Origin of the sequence: Streptomyces syringium (genome assembly GCF_017876625.1) — a bacterium.
Taxonomy (GTDB): Bacteria; Actinomycetota; Actinomycetes; order Streptomycetales; family Streptomycetaceae; genus Streptomyces; species Streptomyces syringius.
In genome coordinates this window covers 5,762,475-5,785,834 of the sequence record NZ_JAGIOH010000001.1, presented here as the reverse complement: position 1 = coordinate 5,785,834, position 23,360 = coordinate 5,762,475, and the positions used below count along the sequence as shown (strand labels likewise).

The window sequence follows — 23,360 nt, the reverse complement described above, 5'->3', positions numbered from 1 at the left end:
ACCCGCCGGGAAAGCCGAATGTGGCGTGTGTCGCGTGCCTTCCCGGCGGACGGAGGGTACGGGTGGGTCCTAGTGGCGGCCCAGCCGTGCGGGCAGGGCGCGGTGGCCGTTGGAGATGAAGGACTCCACGGGGCTCAGCTCACCGGGGGCGGCGGCGAGGGTCAGCTCGGGGAAGCGCGCGAAGAGGGCGGGCAGTGCGACGGCGGCCTCCAGCCGGGCGAGGGGGGCGCCCAGGCAGTGGTGGACGCCGTGGCCGAAGGCCAGATGGTCCTTGTCGGCGCGGGTGAGGTCGAAGTCGTCGGCCGTGTCCCCGTACAGCTGCGGGTCGCGGCCGGCCGCGGCGTAGGCGGCAAGGATCGCGTCGCCCTTGCGCAGGGTGACTCCGCCGTCCAGCTCGATGTCCTCGGCGGCGTAGCGCAGCGGCAGGTTGGCGACCGGGGCCTGGACCCGCAGTGTCTCTTCGATCACATCGTCCCAGCCGGCCTTGCCGGTGCGGATCAGCTCCAGCTGCTCGGGGTGGGTGAGCAGTGCGTGGATGGCGTTGTCGAGGAGGTTCACGGTGGTCTCGTGGCCGGCGCCGATCATCAGCAGCAGGGTGTCGACCAGCTCCTGCTCGCTCAGCCTGCTGCCGCCGGGGCCGTCCTCCTCGCGGGCGGAGATGAGGACGCTGGTCATGTCGTCGCCGGGGTTCTCGCGCTTGGCGGCGACGATCCCGCCGAGCAGGGCGTACAGCTCGGTATAGGTGGCCGTGACCTCCTCCGGGTCGGCGGAGGTGTGGAAGATCGAGTCGACGCAGCGGCGCAGCCCCTCCCTCGTCTCGTCATCGTCGACGCCGAACAGTTCGCAGATCACCTGGATCGGGATCGGGTACGCGTAGCCCTCGCGCAGGTCGACGATCTCGTCCGGTCCGTGGGCCGCGAGCGTGTCGAGGAGGGCGGCGGTCATCTCCTCGATGCGGGGGCGCAGGGCGGCGGTGCGGCGGGCGGTGAACGCCTTGGAGACGAGGACGCGCAGGCGTTTGTGGTCGCTGCCGTAGGCGGTGAACATGTTCTGCACCGCGACCCAGGTGTACAGCGGCCAGTCCGGGGAGATCTTGCCGTCGATCCAGGTCGGCCAGTGCGCCCGCGGGTCCTTCGAGACGCGCGGGTCGGTGAGGAGTTCCTTGAGCAGCGGCCGGGTGGTCACTGCCCACGCCACCACGCCACCAGGGAGCTCCACGGGGGTCGCCGGGCCGAGGGCGCGGAGGCGGGCGGCCTCGCCGTGGATGTCGCGGCCGGTGGGGTCGATGCGGACGGGGCAGGTCTGCTGGTCCATCGTCGGTCTCCTGAGGGTTCGGCGGACGGGTGCGCGTGCGCCCGGTCGGGGGCCGGTACCCGCAGCGGCGCGGGCGCCGCCGTGGGTACGGCGACCGGGGGGAAGCGCACGGGCAGGGCGGTGAGGGCCCGGTGGAACGGGCCGGGGCGCCAGACGAGCCGGTCGACGGGTACGGCCAGCTCCAGGTCGGGCAGCCGGTCGAGGAGCTTCTCGACGGCGACGGCCGCGATGAGCCGGGCGGAGTCCTTGGCGGGGCAGGTGTGCGGGCCGGCGCTCCAGGCGAGGTGGGCGCGGTTGCCGGTGCGCTGGTCGGACAGCAGCGCGGGGTCGGTGTTGGCGGCGGCGAAGCTCACCACGACCGGCTCGCCCCGGTTCAGCGGGACGCCGCCGAAGTCCACGTCGTGGACGGGGTAGTGGACGGCGTAGTTGGCCATCGGCGGGTCGAGCCAGAGCACCTCGTCGAGGGCGTCCTCGACGGGCATGCTGCCGCCGGCGAGGTCGCCCGCGAAGCGGTCGTCGGACAGCAGCAGCCGCAGCGCGTTGGCGATCAGGTTCTGCTGGGGTTCGGTGCCGGCGCCGATGAGGACGACGAGCTGGTGGATCATCTCCTCGTCGGTGAGGGCGACCGGGTGGGCGAGCAGCCAGGAGATGACGTCCGCGCCGGGCCGGGCCCGCTTGAGGGAGACGAGCCGCACCAGGGTCTCGGTGATGAGGTCGTTGGCGCGCTCGGCGTCCACGCCGTCGAAGATCCCGGAGAAGCCCTCGACGAGGCGGTCGCCGAGCTCGGGCGGGCAGCCGAAGAGCTGCTGGAAGACCAGCAGGGGCAGCACCTTGGCGTAGCCGCCGAGCAGATCGGTCTCGCCGAGCGGCGCGAAGCGGTCGATGAGGGTGTCGGCGCTGCGCTCGACGTAGCCGCGCAGGGCGTTGGGGTCGATGCGGCCGAGGCTGTCGGTGACCGCCTGGCGCAGCCTGCGGTGGGCGTCGCCGTCGGAGAACAGGCAGTTGGGCCGGTAGGCCATCATCGGCACGACGGGGTTGTCCGGGGCCACCCGGCCCTCGGCGAGGGCCCGCCAGCGGCGGGCGTCCTTGGCGAAGGTCTCGGGGGTGCGGAGCACTTCGAGGGCGGCCCGGTAGTCCGTGACGAGGGTGGCGGTGGCGCCGGGCGCGAGCTCCACGGGCGCGGCCGGGCCCAGGGTGCGCAGCCGCGCGTAGACGGCGTGCGGGTCGGCGGCGAAGTCGGGCCCGTACAGCGGCTGGGGGCGCGGTGGCGGCGCCGGGGCGCGGTGCGCGGGGCAGCCCGGCGGCGGGGGGCCGGCGTCGGGGCGGTGGGTCACACATGCTCCTGGGCGGTGCTGGACAGGCGGGTCTGCCGGGTCTGGAGGTATTCCACGAGGGTGATCAGGGCCCGGGTGGAGGAGATCCGGTCGCGTGCGTCGCAGGTGATGAGCGGGGTCTCGGGGAGCAGATCGAGGGCTTCGCGGATCTCCTCCTCGGGGTGGGTGGGGGCGCCGTCGAAGTGGTTGACGGCGACGGCGTACGGCAGGCCGTGCTCCTCCAGCAGTCCCATGACGTCGAAGGACTGCTCCAGGCGCCGGGTGTCGGCGAGGACCAGGGCGCCGAGCGCGCCGCGGGTCATGTCCTGCCAGAGCCGGGTGAAGCGCTGCTGGCCGGGGGCGCCGAAGAGATAGAGGACGAGGCTGTCGCTGAGGGTGAGCCGGCCGAAGTCCATGGCCACCGTGGTGGTGGTCTTGCCGCGGATGCCGGCCAGGTCGTCGACGAGGGCGCCGGCCTGCGTCATGGTCTCCTCGGTGCGCAGCGGCCGGATCTCCGACAGCGAGCCGACGAAGGTGGTCTTGCCCACCGCGAAGTGCCCCACGACGAGCAGCTTCGCGGCGGTCCGCACCGACTGACGAAGATAGACGGCCCCCTCATGAGCGGTGTCAGAGGCGAGCGCGGAGTCCATCGAGTACCTCCTGCAAGATCTGGGCCTCGGGCAGTTGGGCCGAGGGGATGGGGGCCCGGGTACTGAGGTGGCCGCTGTCCACGAGATCGCCGAGCAGCACCTTGGTGACGCTGACGGGCAGCATCAGATGGCCGGCGATCTCGGCGACCGACAGGGCGCCGCCGAGGCAGAGTTCCATGAGCGCGCGCTTTTCGGGGCTGAGGCCGCCGATCGGCAGGTCGCCGTGCGCCATGACCAGCGTGACCAGGTCGAAGGTGTTGCGGGTCGGGTGGGCACGCCCGTCGGTGACGACGTACGGGCGTACTAACCCTTTGTCGCGCCTCGGCGCCGGCGGGGTCATGCCGGGTTGCCCGGGCCCTGCCAGACACCCTGCCGGGGCGGGCTGGTCAGTTCCTTGCCGAGCCGGTCCACGAGCTTTTGCATGCGGTAGGTGACGGCTTCCATGTCGACGTGCTCGGAGGCCGAGACGGCGAGGTAGGCGCCGGGGCCGGCGGCTATGAGGAAGACGTAACCGTGGGCGAATTCGACGAGCGTCTGCCGCCAGGGGGTCTCCTGGTGGGCCTGGTGGGTGCAGAACTCACCGGTGGAGCGGCTGATCGACTGCAGCCCGGAGAGGGCGGCGGCCTGGCGCTCCGCCTCGTCGCGGCCGATGCCCTGGGAGTGGGCGCGCAGCATGCCGTCGGCGGAGAGCAGGATCGCGTGCCGGGTCTCCGGCATCTTGACGACCTCGTCGAGCATCCAGCCGAGCTCGTTGTTCATGTGGTCGTTCACGCGGGGGGTTTCCCTTCGTCGTCGGGGGTGGGGGCGCCGTGACCGGCGGGGCCGGTGTGGCCGGGATAGCCGGTGTTTCCGGTGGGGCCGTCGGTCACGGGGGAATCGCAGGCGTCCCGGCCGGAGCGGGTACCGCGGGCGAACGCGCCCATGATCCGGGCGGTCTGTTCGGCGGTGCGCTCGCTGGGGCTCTCGGCGGGCGGCGGCGCGGCCGGCCGGGGGGCGGGGGGCTGCCGGCGGCGGCGCTTGGGCAGTCCGCCGGCCGTCGAGCCGGTCACCGCGGAGGCGTCGTCGGCGAGCCGGTCGGGGTGTCCGGCGTCGGCGAGCCGGTCCGGGTGTCCGGCGGGGAACTCCTCGGGCGCGTGGGGCCGTTCCGGGGAGCGTGCGGGCGGCTGCTGCGGCCTGGTCGCCCCGGCTCCGCCGCGACCGCTTCCGCCGCGACCGGTGTCGGTCGCCGCCGGGTGCCGGAGCGGCGTGGTGCCGGGCCCGTCGATCTCGAGGTGGGTCAGCAGGGCGCTGGGCAGGAACAGCACGGCCCGTACGCCGCCGTACGGCGAGCGGGTGTCGACGGAGACGCTGAAGCCGTAGCGCGCGGCGAGCACGCCGATGACCGGGAAGCCGAACTGCGGGGGGTCGCCGAGCCGGGAGACGTCCACGACCCGCTGCCCCGAGAGCAGTGCGACCGCGTGCTGCACCTCCTGGCCGTCCATGCCCACACCCGCGTCGTCGATGACGACGACGGCGCCGTTGTGCACGGGCTGGAGGCTGACCTCGACGAAGGTGTTGGGCTGCGAGTGGCGGGCGGCGTTGTCGAGGAGTTCGGCGACGGCGAGCACCACGGGCTCCACGACCCGGCTGACGACGGCGATGTCGGCCTGGCTGTGCACCCGCACGCGGCGGTAGTCGCGGATGCGGGAGGTGGCGCCCCGCACGACGTCGGTCAGCTGGGAGGCGACGCGCTGCCGGCCGGGCCAGGAGCCGCACAGGACGGCGATGGCCTGGGCGCGGCGCCCGAACTGGGAGTTGGCGTGGTCGATCTCCAGCAGGTCGCGCAGCACGTCGGGATTGTCGTGCCGGTCCTGCATGTCGGAGATGGCCAGCTGCTGTTCGTGCGCGAGGCCTTGGAGGGCGCGCATGGAGGCCTTGAGGGCGGCCTTCGCGGACTGGTCCGCGCGGGCCTGTGCCTTGTCGACGGCCTGGGTGAACAGCTCCAGGGCCGACTGCAGGCTCTGCGCGAACGCGGTGCCGGCGAGCCGTTCGTCGAGCGGGCCGGGCAGCGGTACGGGCTGGTTCATGGTCTCCGCCACGGCGGGCAGCCGGACCCCGACCAGGTGCCGTACCTCCTCGTCACGCGCCTGCAGGCTCTCTTCCAGCTGGGCGACGCGCCTGCGCACTCCGGCGGTGATCCCGCGCTGGCGGACCAGCAGGATCAGGACGGCGGTCAACGCGACGGCCAGGCACCAGATCACCGCCTCCGGTATGTGATGTGACATCAATTCCTCGTGGGCGATGGACGTAAGGGGCATGTGGTCGGCCGGACAGGTCGGCGTCCTGACGTCCCGTCCGGAAGCGGAATACGCCGATCATCCTAACCACGCCGGTGACCGTGTGTCCGAACTTCATCACGAAATACGAACAGGCATCCGCCCCTTGTGTGCTCTTCTCCGCGCGTCCACGAGGCGGACGTGCGGTGATGAGCGCGGTGACGGCAGGGGTGAGAGACGTACGGGGCGTGAATTGAGCCACGCCGCGGCAAGGAAGGGGGCTTTCCCGACGGCCCGCCGACGGCCCGGCCACGTGCGTCGTGCGGCGTCCTCAGAGCGTCGCGCCGGTGAGGCCCGTCTCGGCGGTGAGGCCCGTCTCGGCGGTGAGATCCGTCTCGGCGGGGGCCTGTCGCGGCGCGGAAGGCCCGCGGACAGCCGGCGGCAGGGCGAGGACCGCGCGGGCGATGGCGTCGGAGTCGCCGAGGGTCACCGAGTCCACTCCCGGCCGGATGCCGGCGGCGGTGACCCAGTGCACGGACTCGGTCGGGACGCCGTAGGCGAAGCGGCGCGGGTGGGCATGCCCCCGGCCGTCGATGACGCGGTACGGGCGCTCGGTGACGGCCATTCCCCCGGTCTCGTAGCCCGCGCCGGTGGCCGCATCGACGCGGAAGGTGGTGATCTGGCCGGTGTCGGCCAGGTGCCGCAGCAACGGGTCGGCGGTGCGGCGCAGATCGGGCTCGGGCAGCCGGGCCTCGATGAGCACCCCGGAGCGGATCGGCGCGCCGGGGACGAGGCCGGACTCGGCGACGAAGGCGGGGCCGCCGGGGCCCGCGGCCTCGATCCGTACCCGGGCCCCCGGCCCGGTGACCTCCAGGATGCCCGCCTCGATGAGGGCGATCATCTCCTCGACGCGGGAGGCGGGCGGGCCGATGGAGAGGAAGGCGTTGAGCGGGGTGAACCAGCCGTCCAGGTCGTCGCGGTGCGAGTCGCCGTCCAGGCCGCCGTGGTCGACGGCGAGCCTGATCTCGTTGCGCAGGTCGCGCAGGACGTCCAGGGCCGCCTTGAGCGGGCCGCTGACATTGCCGGCGCGGGCGGCGGTGACGTCCTCGGCGAGATGGCCGAGCAGCCAGTGGCGGAACTCGGCGCGGCAGGCGAAGACGCGGTCGCCGTACGGCCTGGACAGCCGTCGCCAGTCCCAGCGGTCGCCGTCGGCGATGCCGAAGGACTCCAGCAGCGCGGCGGGGTCCGCGGCGGGCGGCAGGGCCAGATAGCGGTCGACGAACGTCTCCCGTTCGTCCGCGCGGCCCCGGGTGCCCAGCAGCGTGCCGTAGTAGACGCTCTCGACCTCGCGGGCGATCAGCGGCCACAGGTCCCTGCCGAATCGCACCGGGCTCCCGCGCCGGGCGCGCTCCCGCAGCCCGGCTATGTGCTCGGCGGTGAGCAGCCTGGGTAAGTGCCGGCCGGTGGCTCCCTTCTCGTTCCGCCCGCGCGCCTGGTAGGGCACGCCGCGGCGGGAGAAGGCGTACAGGCGCGGTTCGTCGCCCGAGGGCCGGTAGACCAGGCGGCGGCCCTCGCGGGTGAAGGTGCCGCCGCGCCCGGCGGTGAACAGCGCCATGTGGTCGAAGAAGTTCAGCCCGAGTCCGCGCAGCAGGACGGGCTCACCGGCCCCGGCCCCGATCGGGTCGACGTCGGCGGGGTTGGCGGGGGTGACGTACCGCAGCCGGTGGCTCCGGGCCAGGGCCGCCGTCCGCGCCTCGCGGGGCGCGAGCCGCGCGGGGACGTGGCCGAGCGCCATGACGACCGCGTCCAGCCGGCTCAGCCGGGTGCCGTCCTCCAGCCGGACGTCCTGCGGGCCGTCCGGGACGCCGTCGGTGTCGGCCAGGGCGACCGCGCGCGAGCGGTGGACCACGACGGTGATGTGGCCGGGGGCGCGGGCCACGACGCGCCGGAAGCTGTCGCGGAGATAGCGGCCGTAGAAGGCACGGGTGGGGTACGAGTCCGGGCCGAGGTCACGGGCTTCCGCGAGGGTCTCGTCGTCGTGGCCGTCGGCCCGGCCCGCGAGAAGCAGCCCGCGGGCCCACGCGTACAGACTCGGGCCGGGCTCGACGGGGCCCGCTATGCGCGTGCTGTCGTCCGTGTAGGCGGTGATCTGCGAGGCGACGGTGTTCATCAGCAGGTGGCGGGGCTGGTCGGTGCGCCAGACGGCGCCGGCGCCGGGCGACCGGGGGTCGACGACATGCACGGTGACGGCCGAGTGCGACGGCGCGGCGCGCTCGTTCGCGCACAGCCGCTCCAGCACACAGAGCCCTCGCGGCCCGGCACCGACCACACAGATCTCGACACGACTGCTCCTCATGCGGGCACTCCTGCTCTGGAAATGTTCCGGGAAGGGTTCGGGGAGACGCTGGAAAGGTCCGGGAAAGGGGCGTCCTCCGCCGGCACGGCACGGCGCGGGCCGTGACTGGGCGAGAGCCTGGCGCGGCCGGGCGGGCGGCACGGGCGCAGCTTCCGTTCGCGGCACAATCTGATTGGTTCTGATTGGCCCGGCGACGACGCATGACCGGGTCTGTCGGTTTCCAGCAAGTTTCAGCTGACGGTGCCGCGACGTGACAGGGCCCCGGGCACGGCCCGGACACGGCCCCCGGACACGGCCGGGGCAAGCCTTGGGGGGAATCCCGCCCGCCGTTCGTGTCGGCCGCTCCTGGGCGGGCGCACCGCACGGGGAGGGCTTCCGGGAGCGAGTCGGCACAGCGGCGCTCGACCCACGGGGTCTTGCGGATACGGTGGTGTCATGCGTCGGCCTGGCCGAAAGTGCCGGTCGGCGCGGCACGTGGAGACCGCGAGCTGTGGTCTCGTGGGCCCGTGAGCTGAACGTGAACAAAAAGGGAAGATGTGAGCAGGGTGTTGGTGCAGGTCAACGCGGTAGTCCGGAGCACGGGGGCGTCGTCGTGCATGTCGTGATCATGGGTTGCGGGCGAGTGGGTTCGGCCCTCGCCCAGACCCTTGAGCAGCAGGGACACACGGTCGCCGTGATCGACCAGGACCCGACGGCGTTCCGGCGCCTGGGCTCCGGATTCAGCGGTCGGCGGGTGACCGGCGTCGGCTTCGACCAGGACACCCTGCGGGAGGCGGGCATCGAGGAGGCCGGCGCCTTCGCCGCGGTGAGCAGCGGCGACAACTCCAACATCATCGCGGCCCGGGTGGCCCGCGAGATGTTCGGCGTCGAGAACGTGGCGGCCCGGATCTACGACCCGCGCCGCGCGGAGGTCTACCAGCGGCTCGGCATCCCGACCGTGGCCACCGTGCGCTGGACGGCGGACCAGATGCTCCGCCGGCTGCTGCCGTCCGGGGCGGAGCCGCTGTGGCGCGATCCCACCGGCGGCGTCCAGCTCGCCGAGGTCCCGGCCTCGGAGGCCTGGGTCGGTCACCGGATCAGCAAGCTCCAGGAGGAGACGGGCGTACGGGTGGCGTTCCTCACCCGGCTGGGCGAGGCCATGCTGCCGACGTCCTCGACGGTCCTGCAGGAAGGCGACCTGGTGCACGTGATGATGCGCGCCGACGAGGTCGAGAAGGTCGAAGCGGCGTTCTCCGCCGGTCCCGAGGAGGCGGCGCACTGATGAGGGTTGCTATTGCCGGAGCCGGTGCAGTCGGCCGCTCCATCGCGGGCGAGCTGCTGGAGAACGGGCACGAGGTGCTGCTCATCGACAAGGCCCCCTCGGCCATCTCGGTGGAGCGGGTGCCGCTGGCGGAGTGGCTGCTGGCCGACGCGTGCGAGATCACCTCGCTCGACGAGGCGGCGCTCCAGCGCTGCAACGTGGTGATCGCGGCGACCGGTGACGACAAGGTCAACCTCGTCGTCTCGCTGCTCGCCAAGACGGAGTACGGGGTCCCCCGGGTCGTGGCCCGGGTGAACAACCCGAAGAACGAGTGGCTCTTCAACGAGTCCTGGGGCGTGGACGTCGCCGTCTCCACCCCGCGTCTGATGTCGGCGCTGGTCGAGGAGGCCGTGAGCGTCGGCGACCTGGTGCGGCTGCTGCGTTTCAGCCAGGGCGACGCCAACCTGGTGGAGCTGACGCTCCCGCCGGAGGCCGCGCTGGCCGGCACCCGGGTCGGGGACGTGGACTGGCCGGAGGACACCGCGCTGGTCACGATCATCCGCGGCACCCGCGTGCTCACCCCGAACAAGGAGGACGTGCTGGAGGCGGGCGACGAGCTGCTCTTCGTCGCGGCCCCCGCGCGGGAGGAGCAGCTGGAGGACCTGCTGTCGGTGCGCCGCGAGGACGCCGCCGGCTGAGCAGGCCGCTGTCATACGTGAGCGACGAAACGTGAGCGACGAAGGGCCCCGGGAGTGATTCCCGGGGCCCTTCGTCATGCGGCTCAGCGCGGCGGCGGCTCAGCGCGGATGGGCTCAGCGCGGCGGCGAGGAGTCGTGGGACCGCTCGCCGGTCACCATCCCCCCGAGCGGACCGTCCGGGTGCGCGCCGACGACGGCGCCCCCGGTGCCCTGGGCCTTCGCGGCCTTCGCCGCCCGCTCGGCGGCCTCCTCCGCCTCCATCTCCGCGAAGACGTCGATCGGCGGCGGAGCCTTGGAGAGGAAGATCCAGGTCAGATACACCGAGAGCAGCATCGGGGGAATGCCGAGGGCCATCCTGACCCAGCCCAGCTGGGTGGCGTCACCCCACCAGTACAGCGGGAAGAGCACCGCCGACTTGAGGAGCAGGATCAGGCCCCAGGCCCAGCTGGCCTTGATGTAGGCGACCTTGCGGCCGGGGTTGCGGGTGCGCCAGGAGAGGTTCTCCTTGAACACCGGGCCGAGGATCAGGCCGATCAGCGGATATCCGGCGATCGCCGAGACGATGTAGCCCAGGGACAGCCCGAAGGTGTAGATCATGCCGGGCAGGTGGAAGTTCTTGGCGTCGCCGGACATCATCGCGAAGACCGCGCCGACGGCGACCCCGAACACCCCGCTGAAGGCGTGCTTGAGGGTGTCCTTGCGCAGCAGCCGTACGGCCACGAGCAGTACGGACAGGCTCAGTGCGGCGATCGCCGCGAGATGGATGTCCCGCTTGACCGTGTAGAGCGCGACGAAGACCAGGCCGGGCAGGGTGGTCTCCACCATGCCCCGCACACCACCGAACGCCTCGAAAAGGGCGGCTTCGGTCGCCGACCGTGCGTCGGCGCCCTCTCTCTGCTGGTCGTTCGGCTTGTCGAGAGACGTCACCCGCTACTCCTGTCCGAGCGGTCGGAGTTCATATTTGGGATTGAACAGCACGCGCCGGCCGCGGCTCATGGATATCCGGCCGGAGGCGATCAGCTTACGGCCGGGCTCTATGCCGACTATGGAGCGGCGTCCCAGCCACACCACGTCGAGCGCGGCCGAGCCGTCGAACAGCTCGGCCTCCAGCGCGGGCACCCCGGCGCGCGGCCGGAGCGTGACCGTGCGCAGTGTGCCGGTGACCTTCACTATCTGTCGGTCGCCGCAGTCGCATATCTTCGTGCAGCCCACGGCTTCCGCGTCCTGTTGCAGCTCTGCGGAGTGCAGCTCCTCCTGGGAGGTGGACAGCCGGTCCAGCATCCGGCGGAAACGGCCGGTCGGCTTCTCGGAACGGGGTACGGCGCTCATGAAACCAGCGTACCGGGGGCCATCCTGGCAGGAGCACACTCGACCGGCGGTCCTCAAGCGCCGGACGGGCTGGAAATTCCAGCCCGCTGGGGCACCGCCCAGTGGTAGCTGGGGGAGCTTGAGGACCGGGGCCCGGGGCGGAGCCCCGTCCTCACACCTCGAACCGGTACCCCATCCCCGGCTCCGTGATGAAGTGCTTCGGATGCGACGGATCAAGCTCCAGCTTGCGCCGCAGCTGCGCCATGTACACCCGCAGGTAATTGGTCTCGGTGCCGTAGGACGGCCCCCACACCTCCTGGAGCAGCTGCTTCTGACTGACGAGACGGCCCGTATTGCGTACCAGCACCTCCAGGAGGTGCCACTCGGTCGGGGTGAGGCGTACGTCCCGCCCGCCGCGGTTGACCTTCTTCGCGGCGAGGTCGACGGTGAAGACCTCCGTCTCGACGATCGCGTCGTCCCCCGCGGCCGCCGCGCCGGTGGGCTCGGCGCGCCGCACGGCGGCCCGTAGCCGGGCGAGCAGCTCGTCCATGCCGAAGGGCTTGGTGACGTAGTCGTCGGCGCCCGCGTCGAGCGCCTCCACCTTCTCGTCCGAGGTCTGGCGGGCGGACAGCACCAGGATCGGCACCCGGGTCCAGCCGCGCAGCCCCTTGATCACCTCGACCCCGTCCATGTCGGGCAGGCCGAGGTCGAGGATGACCACGTCGGGGTGGCGGGCGGCGGCGAGCTGGAGGGCGGTGGCACCGTCGGGCGCGGCGTCGACCTCGTACTTCCGCGCCTTGAGGTTGATCACGAGCGCGCGGACGATCTGCGGCTCGTCATCCACCACGAGCACCCGGTTCATGCGGAACCACCTCTGCTGTTCGTGCGGGCCCCGCCACGGGGCCCGGGATATCGGCTGGGCGTCCGGGGGCGGGCCCCCGGTGCGGGGCGGCGGCCTGCGGCCGGCTCCGCGCAGTGGTCACGGCGGTGCCGGCGTGGGCCGGCCGCCGGGTTCATGAGGTGGCCTGGGCCGGGAGGTCCGGGCGTACGGGCGGGCGGCCGGCGGCGGCCCGCAGGGTGAGGACCATGGTCATGCCGCCGCCGGGGGTGTCCTCCGCGGCGAGTGTGCCGCCCATGGCCTCGGCGAAGCCCCGGGCGACCGCGAGGCCGAGCCCGACGCCCGCGCCGCGCGGCGCGTCCCCGTACCGCTGGAAGGGCTCGAAGATCCGGTCCTTGGCGCTGTCGGGCACGCCGGGGCCGCGGTCGGCGACGCGTACCTCCACACGGTCGCCGAGGGCGCTCGCGGCGACGAGGACGTGCGTGCCGTCGGGGCTGTACTTCACGGCGTTCTCGACGATGTTGGCGACGCTGCGCTCCAGCAGCCCGGGGTCGACGGCGACCATCGGGAGCGTCTCGGGGATGTCCAGGGTGACGCTGCCCTCGGGGACGCCGCCCAGCGCCATGGGGACCACCTCGTCGAGGTCGATCTCCCGGATCAGCGGGGTGACGGTGCCGGTCTGGAGACGGGACATGTCGAGGAGGTTGCCGACCAGGTGGTCGAGGCGGTCGGCGCCGTCCTCGATGCCGGCCAGCAGCTCGGCCTCGTCCTCCTCCGACCACGCGACGTCGTCGGAGCGCAGCGAGGTGACGGCCGCCTTGATCCCGGCGAGCGGGGTGCGCAGATCGTGGCTGACGGCGGCCAGCAGGGCGGTGCGGATGCGGTTGCCCTCGGCCAGCTGCTGGGCCCGCTCGGCCTCGCCGACGAGCCGCTGGCGGTCGAGGAAGACCGCGGCCTGGGCGGCGAAGGCGGCCAGCACGCGGCGGTCCTCGGCGGGCAGCACCCGGCCGGCGAGCGCGAGCGCCATGTTGTCGCCGACGGGCATGTCGACGTCCGCGTCCTCGGGGCGCAGCAGCGGCTTGCCCGTGCTGGTGACGACGCTGCTCGCACAGGTCCAGGGGTCCACTTCGCTGGCCCGCTCCAGCAGGGCGACGGACTCCATGGCGAAGGTCTCCCGGACCCGCTCCAGGAGCGCCTCCAGGCTGGTGTCGCCGCGCAGGACGCTGCCCGCGAGGAAGGAGAGGATCTCGGACTCGGCGCGCAGCCGGGAGGCCTGGTGGGTGCGGCGGGCGGCGACGTCCACGACGGAGGCCACGGAGACCGCGACGAACACGAAGATCGCCATGGCGACGATGTTCTTCGGGTCGGTGATCGTGAACCGGTGCACCGGCTGGACGAAGAAGTAGTTCAGCAGCAGGGAGCCGAAGGCCGCGGAGGCGAGGGCGGGCAGGAGGCCGCCGAGCAGCGCGGCCGCCACCGTCATGCACAGGTACAGCAGCATGTTGTTGGCGAGGCCGAGGTCCGGGCCGAAGTTCGTCAGGACCAGGCTGAGCAGGACGGGCCCGGCCAGGCCGACGAGCCAGCCGGCCAGGATGCGGCCCCGGCCGAGGCGGGCGCCGCGGGCGACGGGCAGGCCCCGGCCCTTGGCGACCTCCTCGTGGGTGACGATGTGGACGTCGAGGTCGGGGCCGGAGTCGCGGGCGACGGTCTGGCCGACACCGGGGCCGAAGATGTACTGCCAGTTCTTGCGGCGGCTGGAGCCGAGGACGATCTGGGTGGCGTTGACGCCGCGCGCGAACTCCAGCAGTGAAGCGGGCACGTCGTCCCCGATCACGTGGTGGAAGGTGCCGCCGAGGTCCTCGACCAGCGTCCGCTGGACGGCCAGCTCCTTGGGCGAGGCCGAGGTCAGGCCGTCGCTGCGGGCGATGTAGACGGCGAGGATTTCGCTGCCGGAGCCCTTGGCGGCCATCCGTGAGGCACGGCGGATGAGGGTGCGGCCCTCGGGGCCGCCGGTGAGGCCGACGACGATCCGCTCGCGGGCCGACCAGATGGTCGAGACGCTGTGGTCGGTGCGGTACTGCCGCAGGTACTCGTCGACGCGGTCGGCGGTCCACAGCAGGGCGAGCTCGCGCAGCGCGGTCAGATTGCCGGGCCGGAAGTAGTTGGAGAGGGCGGCGTCGACCTTGTCCGGCTGGTAGATGTTGCCGTGCGCCATGCGGCGCCGCAGTGCCTGCGGCGACATGTCGACCAGCTCTATCTGGTCGGCGCGGCGTACGACCTCGTCGGGCACGGTCTCGCGCTGCCGGACGCCCGTTATCGACTCCACGACGTCACCCAGCGATTCGAGGTGCTGGATGTTGACGGTGGAGACGACGTCGATGCCGGCTTGCAGCAGCTCCTCGACGTCCTGCCAGCGCTTGGTGTTGCGGGAGCCGGGGACGTTGGTGTGGGCCAGCTCGTCCACGAGGGCGACGGCCGGGCGGCGGGCGAGGAGCGCGTCCACGTCCATTTCGGTGAAGACGGAGTCTCGATAGGTGAGCTCACGGCGGGGCACCTCCTCCAGGCCGTGCAGCATGACCTCGGTCCGGGGGCGCCCGTGATGCTCCACGAAGCCCACGACGGCGTCGGTACCGCGCTCGACCCGGCGGTGGGCCTCGGAGAGCATCGCGTACGTCTTGCCGACGCCCGGTGCCGCGCCGAGGTAGATACGAAGCTTGCCGCGTCCCATGGGCCCCATTGTCTTTCACGATGCGCGGCGGTGTTCGGCCGGTTTCTCCGAGTCGTGTGCTGCACGGCCGCGCAGGGTAGACCTTACGGCCAGAGATTTGGACAAATGGGGCGCGGGGTGCTCTCACATCAGGTATTGACGCAGCTCTGACGCCTTCCTCCCGTAACCTCGGCCGCCCGGCGGAGCGGGGCGTGATCAGGCACGGTCCGTCCGGGGGTGAGGGGATGGGTGCCTAAATGACATGCAATCCGCTCCCCGGGGTGCACACAATGACGCGGATCGGTTCCTGACAACCTTCTGATGCCCTTGAGGACAATCCGAATGACCGATGTACGCACCGCACACACCGCGGATCTGACCGATGCGGAACTGACCGCGATCCGGGCCCTGTTGGACGACGCCTTCGAGGGCGACTTCTCCGACGACGACTGGGACCACACCGTGGGCGGTGTGCACGCCCTCGTCCTGGACGCCGGCGAGCTGATCGGCCACGGCTCGCTGGTGCAGCGCCGCCTGCTGCACGAGGGCCGCGCGCTGCGCACCGGCTACGTGGAGGGCGTCGCGGTCCGCGCGGACCGCCGCCGCCAGGGCCACGGCGCGGCGGTGATGGACGAGCTGGAGCGGGTCCTGCGCGGCGCGTACGAGCTGGGCGCCCTCAGCGCCTCGGACGACGCCGTGCCCTTCTACACCACCCGCGGCTGGCAGATATGGCGCGGCCCGTCCGCCGTCATGTCCCCGACCGGCATCGCCCGCACCGAGGAGGACGACGGCGGCATCTACGTCCTGCCGGTCACCGCGAAGCTCGACCCGGACGCCGAGCTGGCCTGCGACTGGCGTCCCGGCGACGTGTGGTGACGGGGCCCGTGGGGCCGTGAGCGAGGCATATCTGGGCCCGCTGCGCAGCAGCTCACCGCGCTCCCGCGCGCGGCCGCGGGCCGCGGCCCAGGAGGTCGGCCAGGCCCTGGCGGGTGGCGGCCAGGACGACGCGGTCCTCGGGGCGCAGGACGTAGCCGGGCGGCGGGTCCCAGAGGGGGGCGGGGTGGGGGTCCGTGGGGTTCGGGGCCAGGGCGAGCAGCTGCCAGGCTCCCGGTTCGGCCGCCTCGGCCGCAGTGCGGCCGCGCAGGGCGCTGTGGGCTCCGGCCTCCAGGACGGCGATGAGGAGCACCTTGCGCTCCACCGGGACCGCACCCTGGATCTGACGTCCCATCATCGCCATGGCGAAGGCGGGGGCGACCAGGTAGGAGACGCTGCGGCTGCGGGTCCACGCCTGGGGGTGGGAGTCGCGCAGGGTGCGGTAGACGGCTTTGGCGAAGCGGTCCTCGTACAGCCGCATGACGGCGCGGACGTCGGGCCTGACCGAGCGGGCGTACAGGACCGCTTCCAGGTTGGTGACGTCGCTGCTGGTCAGCGCCATCAGCGTGCGGCTCTGGCCGATTTTGGCGGCCTCCAGCACGCCCTCCTCCGTGACGTCACCGATGACGGTGGGCACGCGCAGCGAGCGGGCGAGCGCGACGCCGCGGGCCTGTGGGTCGCGTTCCACGCAGACCACCGGGATGTCCAGCTCGCGCAGCCGGGCCAGCACCCGGGTGCCGATCTTGCCGAGGCCGAGCAGCACCACATGGCCGGAGAGGCCGCGCGGCGGACGGCGCAGCGTGGAGGCGGAGCGGAAGGTGCCGAGGCCCTCCAGGGCGGCGGCCACCAGCAGGGGAAGGAGCAGCAGGCCGGTGAGGCCGGAGAGGAGTTGGAGCACCTGGCGGCCGAGGGGCTCGCCGACGGCCGGGTCGTTGATGGCGAAGAGGTCGAGCAGCGAGAGGTACGCGGCGTGCGGCGGATCCTCGTCGGAGACCAGCCAGGAGGCGACGGCCAGTCCGCAGACGGCGCCCGCCAGGCAGATCAGCGCCCAGCGCAGCCGGCGTGAGAAGAAGGAACCCAGCGGCAGGCCGCGGGAGGTGAGGCGGGTGGGCTGCTGCGGCGTGGGCGAGTAGCGGACGGTTTCCAGGACGATCCGGCCGCGCCCGGCAGCGGATCGTTCCTCCTCCGCGCCGGGCAGCATGACGGGCCCGGCGTCGGAGCCCGGGGCGGGGAGCAGGGCGAGGGTGCGGGTGCCGGGTGCGGTGCTCGCGCCGGGGCGCAGGGGCGGTCTCTCGACGGCTCGCAGGAACAGTCCGCCCGCTTCGATGACCTTGCTGTGTCCGGAGACGGCCACGGCGACCAGGGCGGGGGCCGCGGTGTCGGCGTCCGACAGGACCGTGGTGGTGGCTTCGGCGGGGGTGCCCCCGGCCTCGCCCGTCCCCACCTGGGCGGCCTGGTCGAGGAGTTCCTCCAGGTACTGGCCGAGGCGGCGGTTGTAGAGCCGGATGACCAGACGCAGCCGGGGGTTGACGCGGCGGGCCCGCAGGGCCGCGTGGATGTTCGTCTCGTCGTCGTCATAGACGAGGGCGAGGGCGGCGGCCCGGTCGACCCCGGCCTCGGCGAGCGCCTCGTCGTCGGGCTCGGCGGCCTCCACGATCCGCACGAGAGCGCCGGGCGCGCCGAGCGGACCCGTGGCCGCGCCTCCGGCGGTGCCGTTGACGCCGGAGGCGCGGCCGACGGCACCGGTCACCCGCCCGAGGAGCGTGGCGGCCCGGCCCGCCGCGGCGGGCGGCCGCGGCCGCCCGTCACGGGCGGGCGGCAGGACGACGGTGACGCGCTCGCCGTAGACGCCGGAGAGTTCGGCCGCGAGCCGGTGGACGAGCCCGTCGTCGCCGCAGACCACCATGTGCGGGACGGCGGGGTCGGCTTGGGGCTGGGGAGGGAGAGAGGCCACGTTCCCAGAGTGCCCTGAGGAGATCGAACGTACAGCTGAATTCACGAGGTGTGGCGATCATTCGGGACCGTCGATGGCCGGCTCCCGTGCCCCTCGGAAGCGCCGTGACGCCTGGATGAACTCCGGGTGAACCCCGGGTAGCCGTGCGCCAGCGGAACGTCAGCCAAACGTTAGCGGCGGGCCCCAGAGTCATACATGCCTGCAGGTCAGGCGCAGATCGCCACCGAACCAGGCGGCTGCCGCACCATCACGCTCAAGGGAATTCCCATCCTTACGTTCCACCACCGCACCACCCTGCTCGCCGCCGAGACCACCGCCGTGACCACCCCGGCCGTCGTCCCTTCGGCACGGTCCGCCCCTCGCGCGCACCCTCTCGCCCTGACGGCGACGTCGACGACCTCCGCTGAACGTCGATGACCTCCCCTGAACGACACGAAAGTTGGGCAATGGACGCGAAAGCCCTCCTGTTGCTGGTCCGCGTGGGCTGCTTGCGCGAGCAGGCACTGGCCTCCTGGACCACCCGGACGGATATCGGGCTGGCCGTGGCGGAGAGTGCCACCGCGGCCTATCTGAGACTGGCGGAACAACAGATTCCGCTCTCCCCGGAGCGCCCTGCCGAGGAGATGTACGCGGCCTGCCGGGCCGCCCTCGCGGCGGCGCCGGGCGAGAAGGGGGTCATCGGATTCCTCGACTCCACCCTGCCGCTCGTGGCCCGGCTCGCCGAGGAGTTCGGCCTGCCGGGATGCTCGCCGAGCACGCTGCGGAACCTGACGGACAAGACCTGGGCGCGTGAGCGCTTCGCGGAATGCGGAGTGCCGGGCCCGCGCTTCCGGGTGCTCGACGCGACCGTCACGGACCCGGCGGACCGGCGGGCGGCCGTCGACGGTCTGACGTTCCCCCTCATCGTCAAGCCCGCCGACTCCTCGGCCGGGCGCGGCGTGGTCCGGGCCCGGGACGCGGCGGAACTCGACGCGGCCTGGGAGGCGGCGGCGCCGTTCACCAAGACCGGCAGCCTCCTCGCCGAGGAAGAACTGATCGGTGCGGAGATCAGCGTCGAGACGGTCACCGTCGGCGGGCGCACGGTGGTCGTGGCCTGCACGGAAAAGCTGAGCACCCGGGGCGGGTCGTTCGTCGAGCTCGGCCAGGCCGTGCCGGCCCGGCTCTGCGGGGCGTCGCACGCCGAGGTCTCCCAGACCGCGGCGGCCGCGCTGAAGGCCGTCGGCTACGACCACGGCATCGCGCACACCGAGATGATCCTGACCGCCGACGGCCCCCGGATCATCGAGGTCAACCCCCGGCCCGCCGGTGACTGCATTCCGGATCTCATCCGGCTCGCCGGCGGGGTGGACGTCTACGGCATCGCGGCGGACCTCGCCCTGGGCCGTGAGGTCGATACCGACGCCCTCGCCCCGAGCGCCTTCACCTCGGGTGCGGCGATCCGCTTCCTGACCGGTGAGCCCGGCGCGGTCCGGCGCGTCGACGGGGTCGCCGAGGCGTCCGCCCGGCTCGACCCCGCGCGCGAGCGGCTGGTGCTGCTGACCCGGCCCGGCGACGTCGTCGAACCGGTCACCACCAATCTGCACCGGCTCGGCTATGTCATCGCCGTGGGGGACGACACGGCGACCGCCGTCGAACGGGCCGAGCGCATCGCCGCCATGGTCTCGGTCGTCACCTCCCCCGCCGCCCCCGGCGAGCCCCCCGCCCGTCGTCTGCCCAGTTCGGAGTGCTGGACCTGATGGCCGACGACCTCTCGACAAGGACTTCCATGCGAACCCCCGATTCCTACTGGCTGGACACCGGCCCGGGCTGGACCGGAAGCAACACGGCACTGCCGCGGCGCACCGGCGTCTGTGTGCTCGGTGCCGGTGTGATGGGCTCGACGCTCGCCTACTGGCTGGCCAGGGCCGGGCTGCGGCCGCTGGTGCTGGAGCGCAACCCCGGCCCGGCCATGGGCTCCTCGGGCCGTAACGCCGGACGGCTGATCCAGGGCGGCAACACCCAGCACGCCCTCGCCATCGAGAAGTTCGGGCACGCCGAGGCACTGGCCATCTACCGGGCCACCCTCGTCAACCGCGACCTGGTGCGCGAAGTGGCCGCCCGGGAGGGGCTGGAGGCGACCCGCTTCCCCACCACCAAGCTCGACCTCGCCGTCCGCGAGGACGAGGCCGCCGAACTGAAGCGGACCGCCGAGGCCCTGCGGGCGGACGGCATCACCGCCGACTGGCTGGACCTCCCGGCGGCGCGCCGGGTGTTCGGCACCGACCTCCCGGACACCGTCCTGGGCGGGCTGTACCGACCGGACCAGGACGCGGTCCACTCGGTGGCCTACGTACGGGGCATGGCGGAGGCCGCGGCGCGCCACGGCGCGGAGTTCGCGTGCGGTATCACCGTGACGTCCGTGGAGGCCGTCTACGGCGGCGGGTGGGTCGTCACCACCGACGCCGGCCAGGTGCTCGCGGACCAGGTGGTCGTCGCGCTCAACGCCTGGACGCCCCGACTGCTGCCGGAGCTCGCTCCGGTCATCACGCCGGTGCGCGGCCAGCTGGTACAGACCGCCCCCGTGTCCTTCCGCATCCCGCAGTGGGGGCTCGACCGGGGCCTCGTGTACGGCGGGCAGACGCCGGACGGCTCGCTGCTCATCGGCGGTCTGCGCAACACGGTCCCGGGCCGTGACGAGGGCATCGAGCTGCCGGAGGACGACAACACACCGGCGTTCTCGCCCGAGCTGGCCGGCCGGCTGGCCGAGGCCCTTCCCGCGCTGCTGCCGGAGGCCACCGGCGTGCCGGTGGTCCGGGCGTGGAGCGGCGTCATGGCGTTCACCCCGGACCGCTGCCCGTTGGTCGGCGCCTGGCCGGGCACCGAAGGCCTGTGGGTGATGGCCGCGTTCAACGGCCACGGCATGCCGTACTCGCAGGTCATGCCGGAACAACTGGCGGAGCGGATCCGCGGCGGACAGGGGAACGGGATCCCCTCCGCGTTCGATCCTGCCCGTTTCCTCTGAGCAGGAGCGACCATGTCACAGTCATCAACGCTTTCCCCGGCCACCGCGGCCGGGAACCGGAGCACCATCGGTAGCGGTGGCGCTCCCCTCCTGGTGATCGGCGCGGGCCCCAAGGCCGTCGCCCTCGCCGTGAAGTCGAGTGTGCTGCGTGCCGTCGGCTTCGACGTCCCCGAGGTCGTGGCGGTCGAGCGGGACCGCACGGCCGCGAACTGGCTGGCGGGGCGCGGCTGGACCAACGGCAGACAGCGGCTCGGCACCCTCCCCGAGAAGGACCTCGGCTTTCCCTACGACCGCACCGCCTGGGGAGACCCCCGGGATCCGGTCACGGGTGAGATCGCCCGCCGGATGGCCGGCTTCAGCTGGTCCAGCCATCTGCTCGACCGGGGGCTGTACGCGCGCTGGATCGACCGCAGCCGGCCCCAGCCGAGCCACCGGGAGTGGGCCGGCTATCTGCAGTGGGCGGCCGAACGGGCGGGCCTGCGCACGGTCGCCGGGGAGGTCCGTGCCGCCGAACTGCTGGACGGCGGCTGGACGCTGACCGTCGACGACGGGGCCGCGGACCTCACGGTGCGCGGCTGCGGTCTCCTGGTCTCCGGGCCGGGCCCGGCCGCGGGCGTGCTGCCGGCCGACGGGAGGCGGGTGCTGGACACCGCGGGCTTCTGGAAGCTCGCCGTGGAGGGCTTCCCCGAATGGGCCCGGACCGTGGTCGTGGTGGGCGCGGGTGAGACCGCGGGCACGATCGTGCGGGAACTCGCCCTCGGCCAGGACCGCAAGGTCACCGTCGTCGCTCCCCGGGCCACGCTCTACAGCCGGGGTGAGAGCCCCTTCGAGAACCGCTACTACAGCGACCCGACCGGCTGGGCGGGGCTGTCCGAGGCGGACCGGCAGGAGTTCATCCGCCGCACCGACCGCGCGGTCTTCTCGCAGGAGATCCAGAGCGATCTCGCGCTGACCACCAACGTCTCCTGGGAGCCGGGCCGTGTCATCGGTACGCGCCCCGCCGACGACACCGACGACACGGTGGCCGTGGAGATCGCCTACGGCGGCCGGCACCGGACGCACCGGGCCGACCTGGTCGTCGACGCGACCGGTGGCGACCCGCTGTGGTTCACCCGGCTGCTTGGCCCCCGGGCCGAGGACGCGCTGTGGGCCGCGCTCGGCGGGTCCGTGACCCGCGAACGCGTCGAGCGGTCCATCGACTCCTCCCTCGCGGTGGCCGGCCTGCCCGCACCGCTGCACCTGCCGAACCTGGCCGCCCTGGCACAAGGCCCGGGCTTCCCCAACCTGAGCTCTCTGGGCCTGCTCTCCGACCGGGTGCTGGCCCTGTACGCCCCGGGCGTGCGCACCGACGACACCGCGGCGGCCGAGGACCGGCCCGGCGACCGCACGGCCGAGCGGATCACCGCGTCCGGCCTGAACCACATGGACACCTGGGGAGCCGTACAGCGATGACCACATCTTCACCGAAGGCCGCATCTTCGAAGCTGCCCGCGTCCTCACCGGACACCCGCCTCGCCCAGGACGTCGACTTCGTCCAGCTGCTCTTCACCGACATCGCCGGACACCTCAAGACCCTGGAGATCCCCGCCGCCCGCTGGGCCGAGGTACGCGACGGCGGCTGGACCCTCGACGGGTCCGTGCTGCTGGGCTACGGCGACCCGGAGCACAGCGATCTGCGCCTGGTTCCCGACCCGTCGACGTATGTGCGGCGGCCGTGGACCACGGTGTCCGGGCGCACCGTCGGCATGGTCTTCTGCGATGTCCTGGACACCGCCGGCCGGCCGTTCGCCGCGGACCCGCGCGCGGTGCTGCGGAAGGCGGTCCGGGCGTCGGAGGCCCGCGGGCAGCGTCCCGTCTTCGGAGTGGAGGCGGAGTTCTACCTCCTGCGGCCCGGTACCCCCGGCACCGCGGGCGAGCCGGCCGACGGTGCCGGCTACTGGGACGTGAGCGTCGACGAGGAGGCCGACGAGGTCTGCCGGGACATCGCCGAGGCCCTGGCGGCAATGGACTTCACCGTCGACGGGCACCACCACGAGGTGTGCGCGGGCCAGCGCGAGCTCGTCTTCCGCCACGGTGACGCGCTGACCACCGCGGACCGGCTGCTGCTGCTCAAGCACACGGCCCGGGTCATGGCCCGCCGACGCGGTATGTCCGCCGTGTTCATGCCCAAGCCGCTCGCCCACCTCTACGGCAACGCCCTGCACGTCCATGTCTCCCTGGAGAGCACCGGGGCAGCGGCCGGGGCCCTGTTCCACGACGGCACGGACGCGGACGGCATGTCCGCACTCTTCCGCAGCTCGCTGGCCGGCGTGCTGGACCACGCGCCCGCGCTGACGGCCCTGGGCAACCCGACCGTCAACTCCTACAAGCGGCTCGTGCCCGCCTCCGGCACTCCGGTGCACCGCAGTTGGGCCCGGCACAACAGGTCCACGGCCTTCAAGGTCGTCGGGGACAACGCGGCGCCCCGCTCCCTCCGGCTGGAGATGCGCAGCCCCGACCCGGCGGCCAACCCCCATCTGCTCTTCGCGGGCGTACTCGCCGCGTTCGCCGACGGCCAGGACCGCGGTCTGGAGCTGTCCGAGGCGTGCGAGGAGCCGGCCGACCTGCTGACGCCGGACGCCCTCGCCACGCGCGGCATCCTTCCGCTGCCCACGGACCTCCCGTCCGCGCTGCGGGCCCTGGAGGAGGACGACACCCTGCGCGGCGCCCTGGGGGAGCTCGCCGCCGATGCCGTCGTCCGCAACTCGGCCGCCGACTGGGCGGCGTGGCACCGTCTCGTGACCCCCTGGGAGATCGAGCGGTACGCCGAGTCCGTCTGACCGCGCCCCGCCTCCCGCACCTTTGACACCGAGG

General features: G+C 72.9%; 20 protein-coding genes. 8 read left to right on the top strand and 12 right to left on the bottom strand.

All coding sequences use genetic code 11. The features are described from left to right. Nucleotides 1–69: 69 nt before the first annotated feature. The 7 genes from JO379_RS25825 to JO379_RS25795 all read right to left on the bottom strand — a co-directional run bounded on the left by JO379_RS25825 (nucleotide 70) and on the right by JO379_RS25795 (nucleotide 7,888). On the bottom strand, nucleotides 70–1,200 hold the full coding sequence (locus tag JO379_RS25825) for a cytochrome P450 family protein (RefSeq protein ID WP_242626477.1): 1,131 nt from the start codon (nucleotides 1,198–1,200) through the stop codon (nucleotides 70–72). Next, nucleotides 1,182–2,648 carry a cytochrome P450 gene (locus JO379_RS25820; RefSeq protein WP_242626433.1) on the bottom strand — a complete coding sequence of 489 codons (1,467 nt, stop codon included), beginning with the start codon at nucleotides 2,646–2,648 and terminating at the stop codon, nucleotides 1,182–1,184. Before JO379_RS25820 ends, JO379_RS25825 begins: the two co-directional genes overlap by 19 nt. Further along, on the bottom strand, nucleotides 2,645–3,277 hold the full coding sequence (locus tag JO379_RS25815) for a GTP-binding protein (RefSeq protein WP_130881748.1): 633 nt from the start codon (nucleotides 3,275–3,277) through the stop codon (nucleotides 2,645–2,647). The genes JO379_RS25820 and JO379_RS25815 overlap by 4 nt, the downstream gene beginning before the upstream one ends. Next, nucleotides 3,255–3,617, bottom strand: a complete 363-nt coding sequence (locus tag JO379_RS25810) for a DUF742 domain-containing protein (protein ID WP_130881749.1) — start codon at nucleotides 3,615–3,617, stop codon at nucleotides 3,255–3,257. The genes JO379_RS25815 and JO379_RS25810 overlap by 23 nt, the downstream gene beginning before the upstream one ends. After that, nucleotides 3,614–4,036 carry a roadblock/LC7 domain-containing protein gene (locus JO379_RS25805; RefSeq protein WP_184738712.1) on the bottom strand — a complete coding sequence of 141 codons (423 nt, stop codon included), beginning with the start codon at nucleotides 4,034–4,036 and terminating at the stop codon, nucleotides 3,614–3,616. The genes JO379_RS25810 and JO379_RS25805 overlap by 4 nt, the downstream gene beginning before the upstream one ends. An 8-nt stretch (nucleotides 4,037–4,044) precedes the next feature. After that, nucleotides 4,045–5,541 carry an ATP-binding protein gene (locus tag JO379_RS25800; protein ID WP_130881751.1) on the bottom strand — a complete coding sequence of 499 codons (1,497 nt, stop codon included), beginning with the start codon at nucleotides 5,539–5,541 and terminating at the stop codon, nucleotides 4,045–4,047. Nucleotides 5,542–5,863: 322 nt separating this feature from the next. Then, complete coding sequence (locus JO379_RS25795; protein ID WP_209517149.1) at nucleotides 5,864–7,888, bottom strand: FAD/NAD(P)-binding protein; 2,025 nt, start codon at nucleotides 7,886–7,888, stop codon at nucleotides 5,864–5,866. 592 nt (nucleotides 7,889–8,480) lie between these two features. Between JO379_RS25795 and JO379_RS25790 the strand changes: the two genes are divergently transcribed. After that, nucleotides 8,481–9,149, top strand: a complete 669-nt coding sequence (locus tag JO379_RS25790; RefSeq protein ID WP_130881753.1) for a potassium channel family protein — start codon at nucleotides 8,481–8,483, stop codon at nucleotides 9,147–9,149. After that, on the top strand, nucleotides 9,149–9,826 hold the full coding sequence (locus tag JO379_RS25785) for a potassium channel family protein (RefSeq protein WP_130881754.1): 678 nt from the start codon (nucleotides 9,149–9,151) through the stop codon (nucleotides 9,824–9,826). The genes JO379_RS25790 and JO379_RS25785 overlap by 1 nt, the downstream gene beginning before the upstream one ends. 114 nt (nucleotides 9,827–9,940) lie before the next feature. Here JO379_RS25785 and JO379_RS25780 read toward each other — a convergent pair whose 3' ends face one another. The 4 genes from JO379_RS25780 to JO379_RS25765 form a co-directional block, all read right to left on the bottom strand. After that, nucleotides 9,941–10,753, bottom strand: a complete 813-nt coding sequence (locus tag JO379_RS25780; protein ID WP_209517147.1) for a DUF3159 domain-containing protein — start codon at nucleotides 10,751–10,753, stop codon at nucleotides 9,941–9,943. A 3-nt stretch (nucleotides 10,754–10,756) separates the two neighbouring features. Beyond that, nucleotides 10,757–11,155, bottom strand: coding sequence for an OB-fold nucleic acid binding domain-containing protein (locus JO379_RS25775; protein ID WP_165451691.1), 399 nt, complete (start codon nucleotides 11,153–11,155; stop codon nucleotides 10,757–10,759). Between the two features lie 151 nt (nucleotides 11,156–11,306). Continuing rightward, entirely contained in the window at nucleotides 11,307–11,996 is a 690-nt protein-coding gene (locus tag JO379_RS25770) for a response regulator (protein ID WP_130881757.1), read from the bottom strand. A 151-nt stretch (nucleotides 11,997–12,147) separates the two neighbouring features. Then, nucleotides 12,148–14,700 carry a DUF4118 domain-containing protein gene (locus tag JO379_RS25765; RefSeq protein ID WP_130881758.1) on the bottom strand — a complete coding sequence of 851 codons (2,553 nt, stop codon included), beginning with the start codon at nucleotides 14,698–14,700 and terminating at the stop codon, nucleotides 12,148–12,150. 300 nt (nucleotides 14,701–15,000) lie between these two features. Between JO379_RS25765 and JO379_RS25760 the strand changes: the two genes are divergently transcribed. Continuing rightward, nucleotides 15,001–15,555 carry a GNAT family N-acetyltransferase gene (locus tag JO379_RS25760; protein WP_372449108.1) on the top strand — a complete coding sequence of 185 codons (555 nt, stop codon included), beginning with the start codon at nucleotides 15,001–15,003 and terminating at the stop codon, nucleotides 15,553–15,555. Between the two features lie 52 nt (nucleotides 15,556–15,607). Here the strand turns inward: JO379_RS25760 and JO379_RS25755 are convergent, their stop codons facing one another. Next, the gene (locus tag JO379_RS25755) at nucleotides 15,608–17,458 is read right to left on the bottom strand and encodes an NAD-binding protein (protein WP_209518866.1); all 1,851 of its coding nucleotides are present in this window, start codon (nucleotides 17,456–17,458) and stop codon (nucleotides 15,608–15,610) included. Nucleotides 17,459–17,701: 243 nt separating this feature from the next. On the opposite strand from JO379_RS25755, the gene JO379_RS25750 reads away from it, so the two are divergent. From JO379_RS25750 to JO379_RS25730, 5 genes are read left to right on the top strand one after another with little or no spacing between them, the layout of a single operon-like run. After that, nucleotides 17,702–17,923 (top strand): hypothetical protein, encoded by a 222-nt coding sequence (locus JO379_RS25750; protein ID WP_209517145.1) that lies wholly within the window; start codon nucleotides 17,702–17,704, stop codon nucleotides 17,921–17,923. 29 nt (nucleotides 17,924–17,952) lie between these two features. Further along, nucleotides 17,953–19,242, top strand: coding sequence for an ATP-grasp domain-containing protein (locus JO379_RS25745; protein ID WP_209517143.1), 1,290 nt, complete (start codon nucleotides 17,953–17,955; stop codon nucleotides 19,240–19,242). Between the two features lie 29 nt (nucleotides 19,243–19,271). After that, a complete protein-coding gene (locus JO379_RS25740) occupies nucleotides 19,272–20,507 on the top strand; it encodes an NAD(P)/FAD-dependent oxidoreductase (RefSeq protein ID WP_209517141.1) in 1,236 nt (411 codons plus the stop codon). Between the two features lie 12 nt (nucleotides 20,508–20,519). After that, nucleotides 20,520–21,959 (top strand): SidA/IucD/PvdA family monooxygenase, encoded by a 1,440-nt coding sequence (locus JO379_RS25735; protein ID WP_130881763.1) that lies wholly within the window; start codon nucleotides 20,520–20,522, stop codon nucleotides 21,957–21,959. Further along, complete coding sequence (locus JO379_RS25730; protein WP_209517139.1) at nucleotides 21,956–23,326, top strand: glutamine synthetase family protein; 1,371 nt, start codon at nucleotides 21,956–21,958, stop codon at nucleotides 23,324–23,326. Before JO379_RS25735 ends, JO379_RS25730 begins: the two co-directional genes overlap by 4 nt. Nucleotides 23,327–23,360: the final 34 nt, after the last annotated feature.

Bases quoted from the DNA above. Each gene is read 5' to 3' on its own strand.
- JO379_RS25750 (WP_209517145.1), top strand. From the start codon at position 17,702: ATGCCTGCAGGTCAGGCGCAGATCGCCACCGAACCAGGCGGCTGCCGC.
- JO379_RS25785 (WP_130881754.1), top strand. From the start codon at position 9,149: ATGAGGGTTGCTATTGCCGGAGCCGGTGCAGTCGGCCGCTCCATCGCG.
- JO379_RS25735 (WP_130881763.1), top strand. From the start codon at position 20,520: ATGTCACAGTCATCAACGCTTTCCCCGGCCACCGCGGCCGGGAACCGG.
- JO379_RS25810 (WP_130881749.1), bottom strand. From the start codon at position 3,617: ATGACCCCGCCGGCGCCGAGGCGCGACAAAGGGTTAGTACGCCCGTAC.
- JO379_RS25795 (WP_209517149.1), bottom strand. From the start codon at position 7,888: ATGAGGAGCAGTCGTGTCGAGATCTGTGTGGTCGGTGCCGGGCCGCGA.
- JO379_RS25765 (WP_130881758.1), bottom strand. From the start codon at position 14,700: ATGGGACGCGGCAAGCTTCGTATCTACCTCGGCGCGGCACCGGGCGTC.
- JO379_RS25770 (WP_130881757.1), bottom strand. From the start codon at position 11,996: ATGAACCGGGTGCTCGTGGTGGATGACGAGCCGCAGATCGTCCGCGCG.
- JO379_RS25755 (WP_209518866.1), bottom strand. From the start codon at position 17,458: ATGGTGGTCTGCGGCGACGACGGGCTCGTCCACCGGCTCGCGGCCGAA.
- JO379_RS25745 (WP_209517143.1), top strand. From the start codon at position 17,953: ATGGACGCGAAAGCCCTCCTGTTGCTGGTCCGCGTGGGCTGCTTGCGC.
- JO379_RS25760 (WP_372449108.1), top strand. From the start codon at position 15,001: ATGCCCTTGAGGACAATCCGAATGACCGATGTACGCACCGCACACACC.
- JO379_RS25815 (WP_130881748.1), bottom strand. From the start codon at position 3,277: ATGGACTCCGCGCTCGCCTCTGACACCGCTCATGAGGGGGCCGTCTAT.
- JO379_RS25800 (WP_130881751.1), bottom strand. From the start codon at position 5,541: ATGTCACATCACATACCGGAGGCGGTGATCTGGTGCCTGGCCGTCGCG.
- JO379_RS25730 (WP_209517139.1), top strand. From the start codon at position 21,956: ATGACCACATCTTCACCGAAGGCCGCATCTTCGAAGCTGCCCGCGTCC.
- JO379_RS25805 (WP_184738712.1), bottom strand. From the start codon at position 4,036: ATGAACAACGAGCTCGGCTGGATGCTCGACGAGGTCGTCAAGATGCCG.
- JO379_RS25740 (WP_209517141.1), top strand. From the start codon at position 19,272: ATGCGAACCCCCGATTCCTACTGGCTGGACACCGGCCCGGGCTGGACC.
- JO379_RS25775 (WP_165451691.1), bottom strand. From the start codon at position 11,155: ATGAGCGCCGTACCCCGTTCCGAGAAGCCGACCGGCCGTTTCCGCCGG.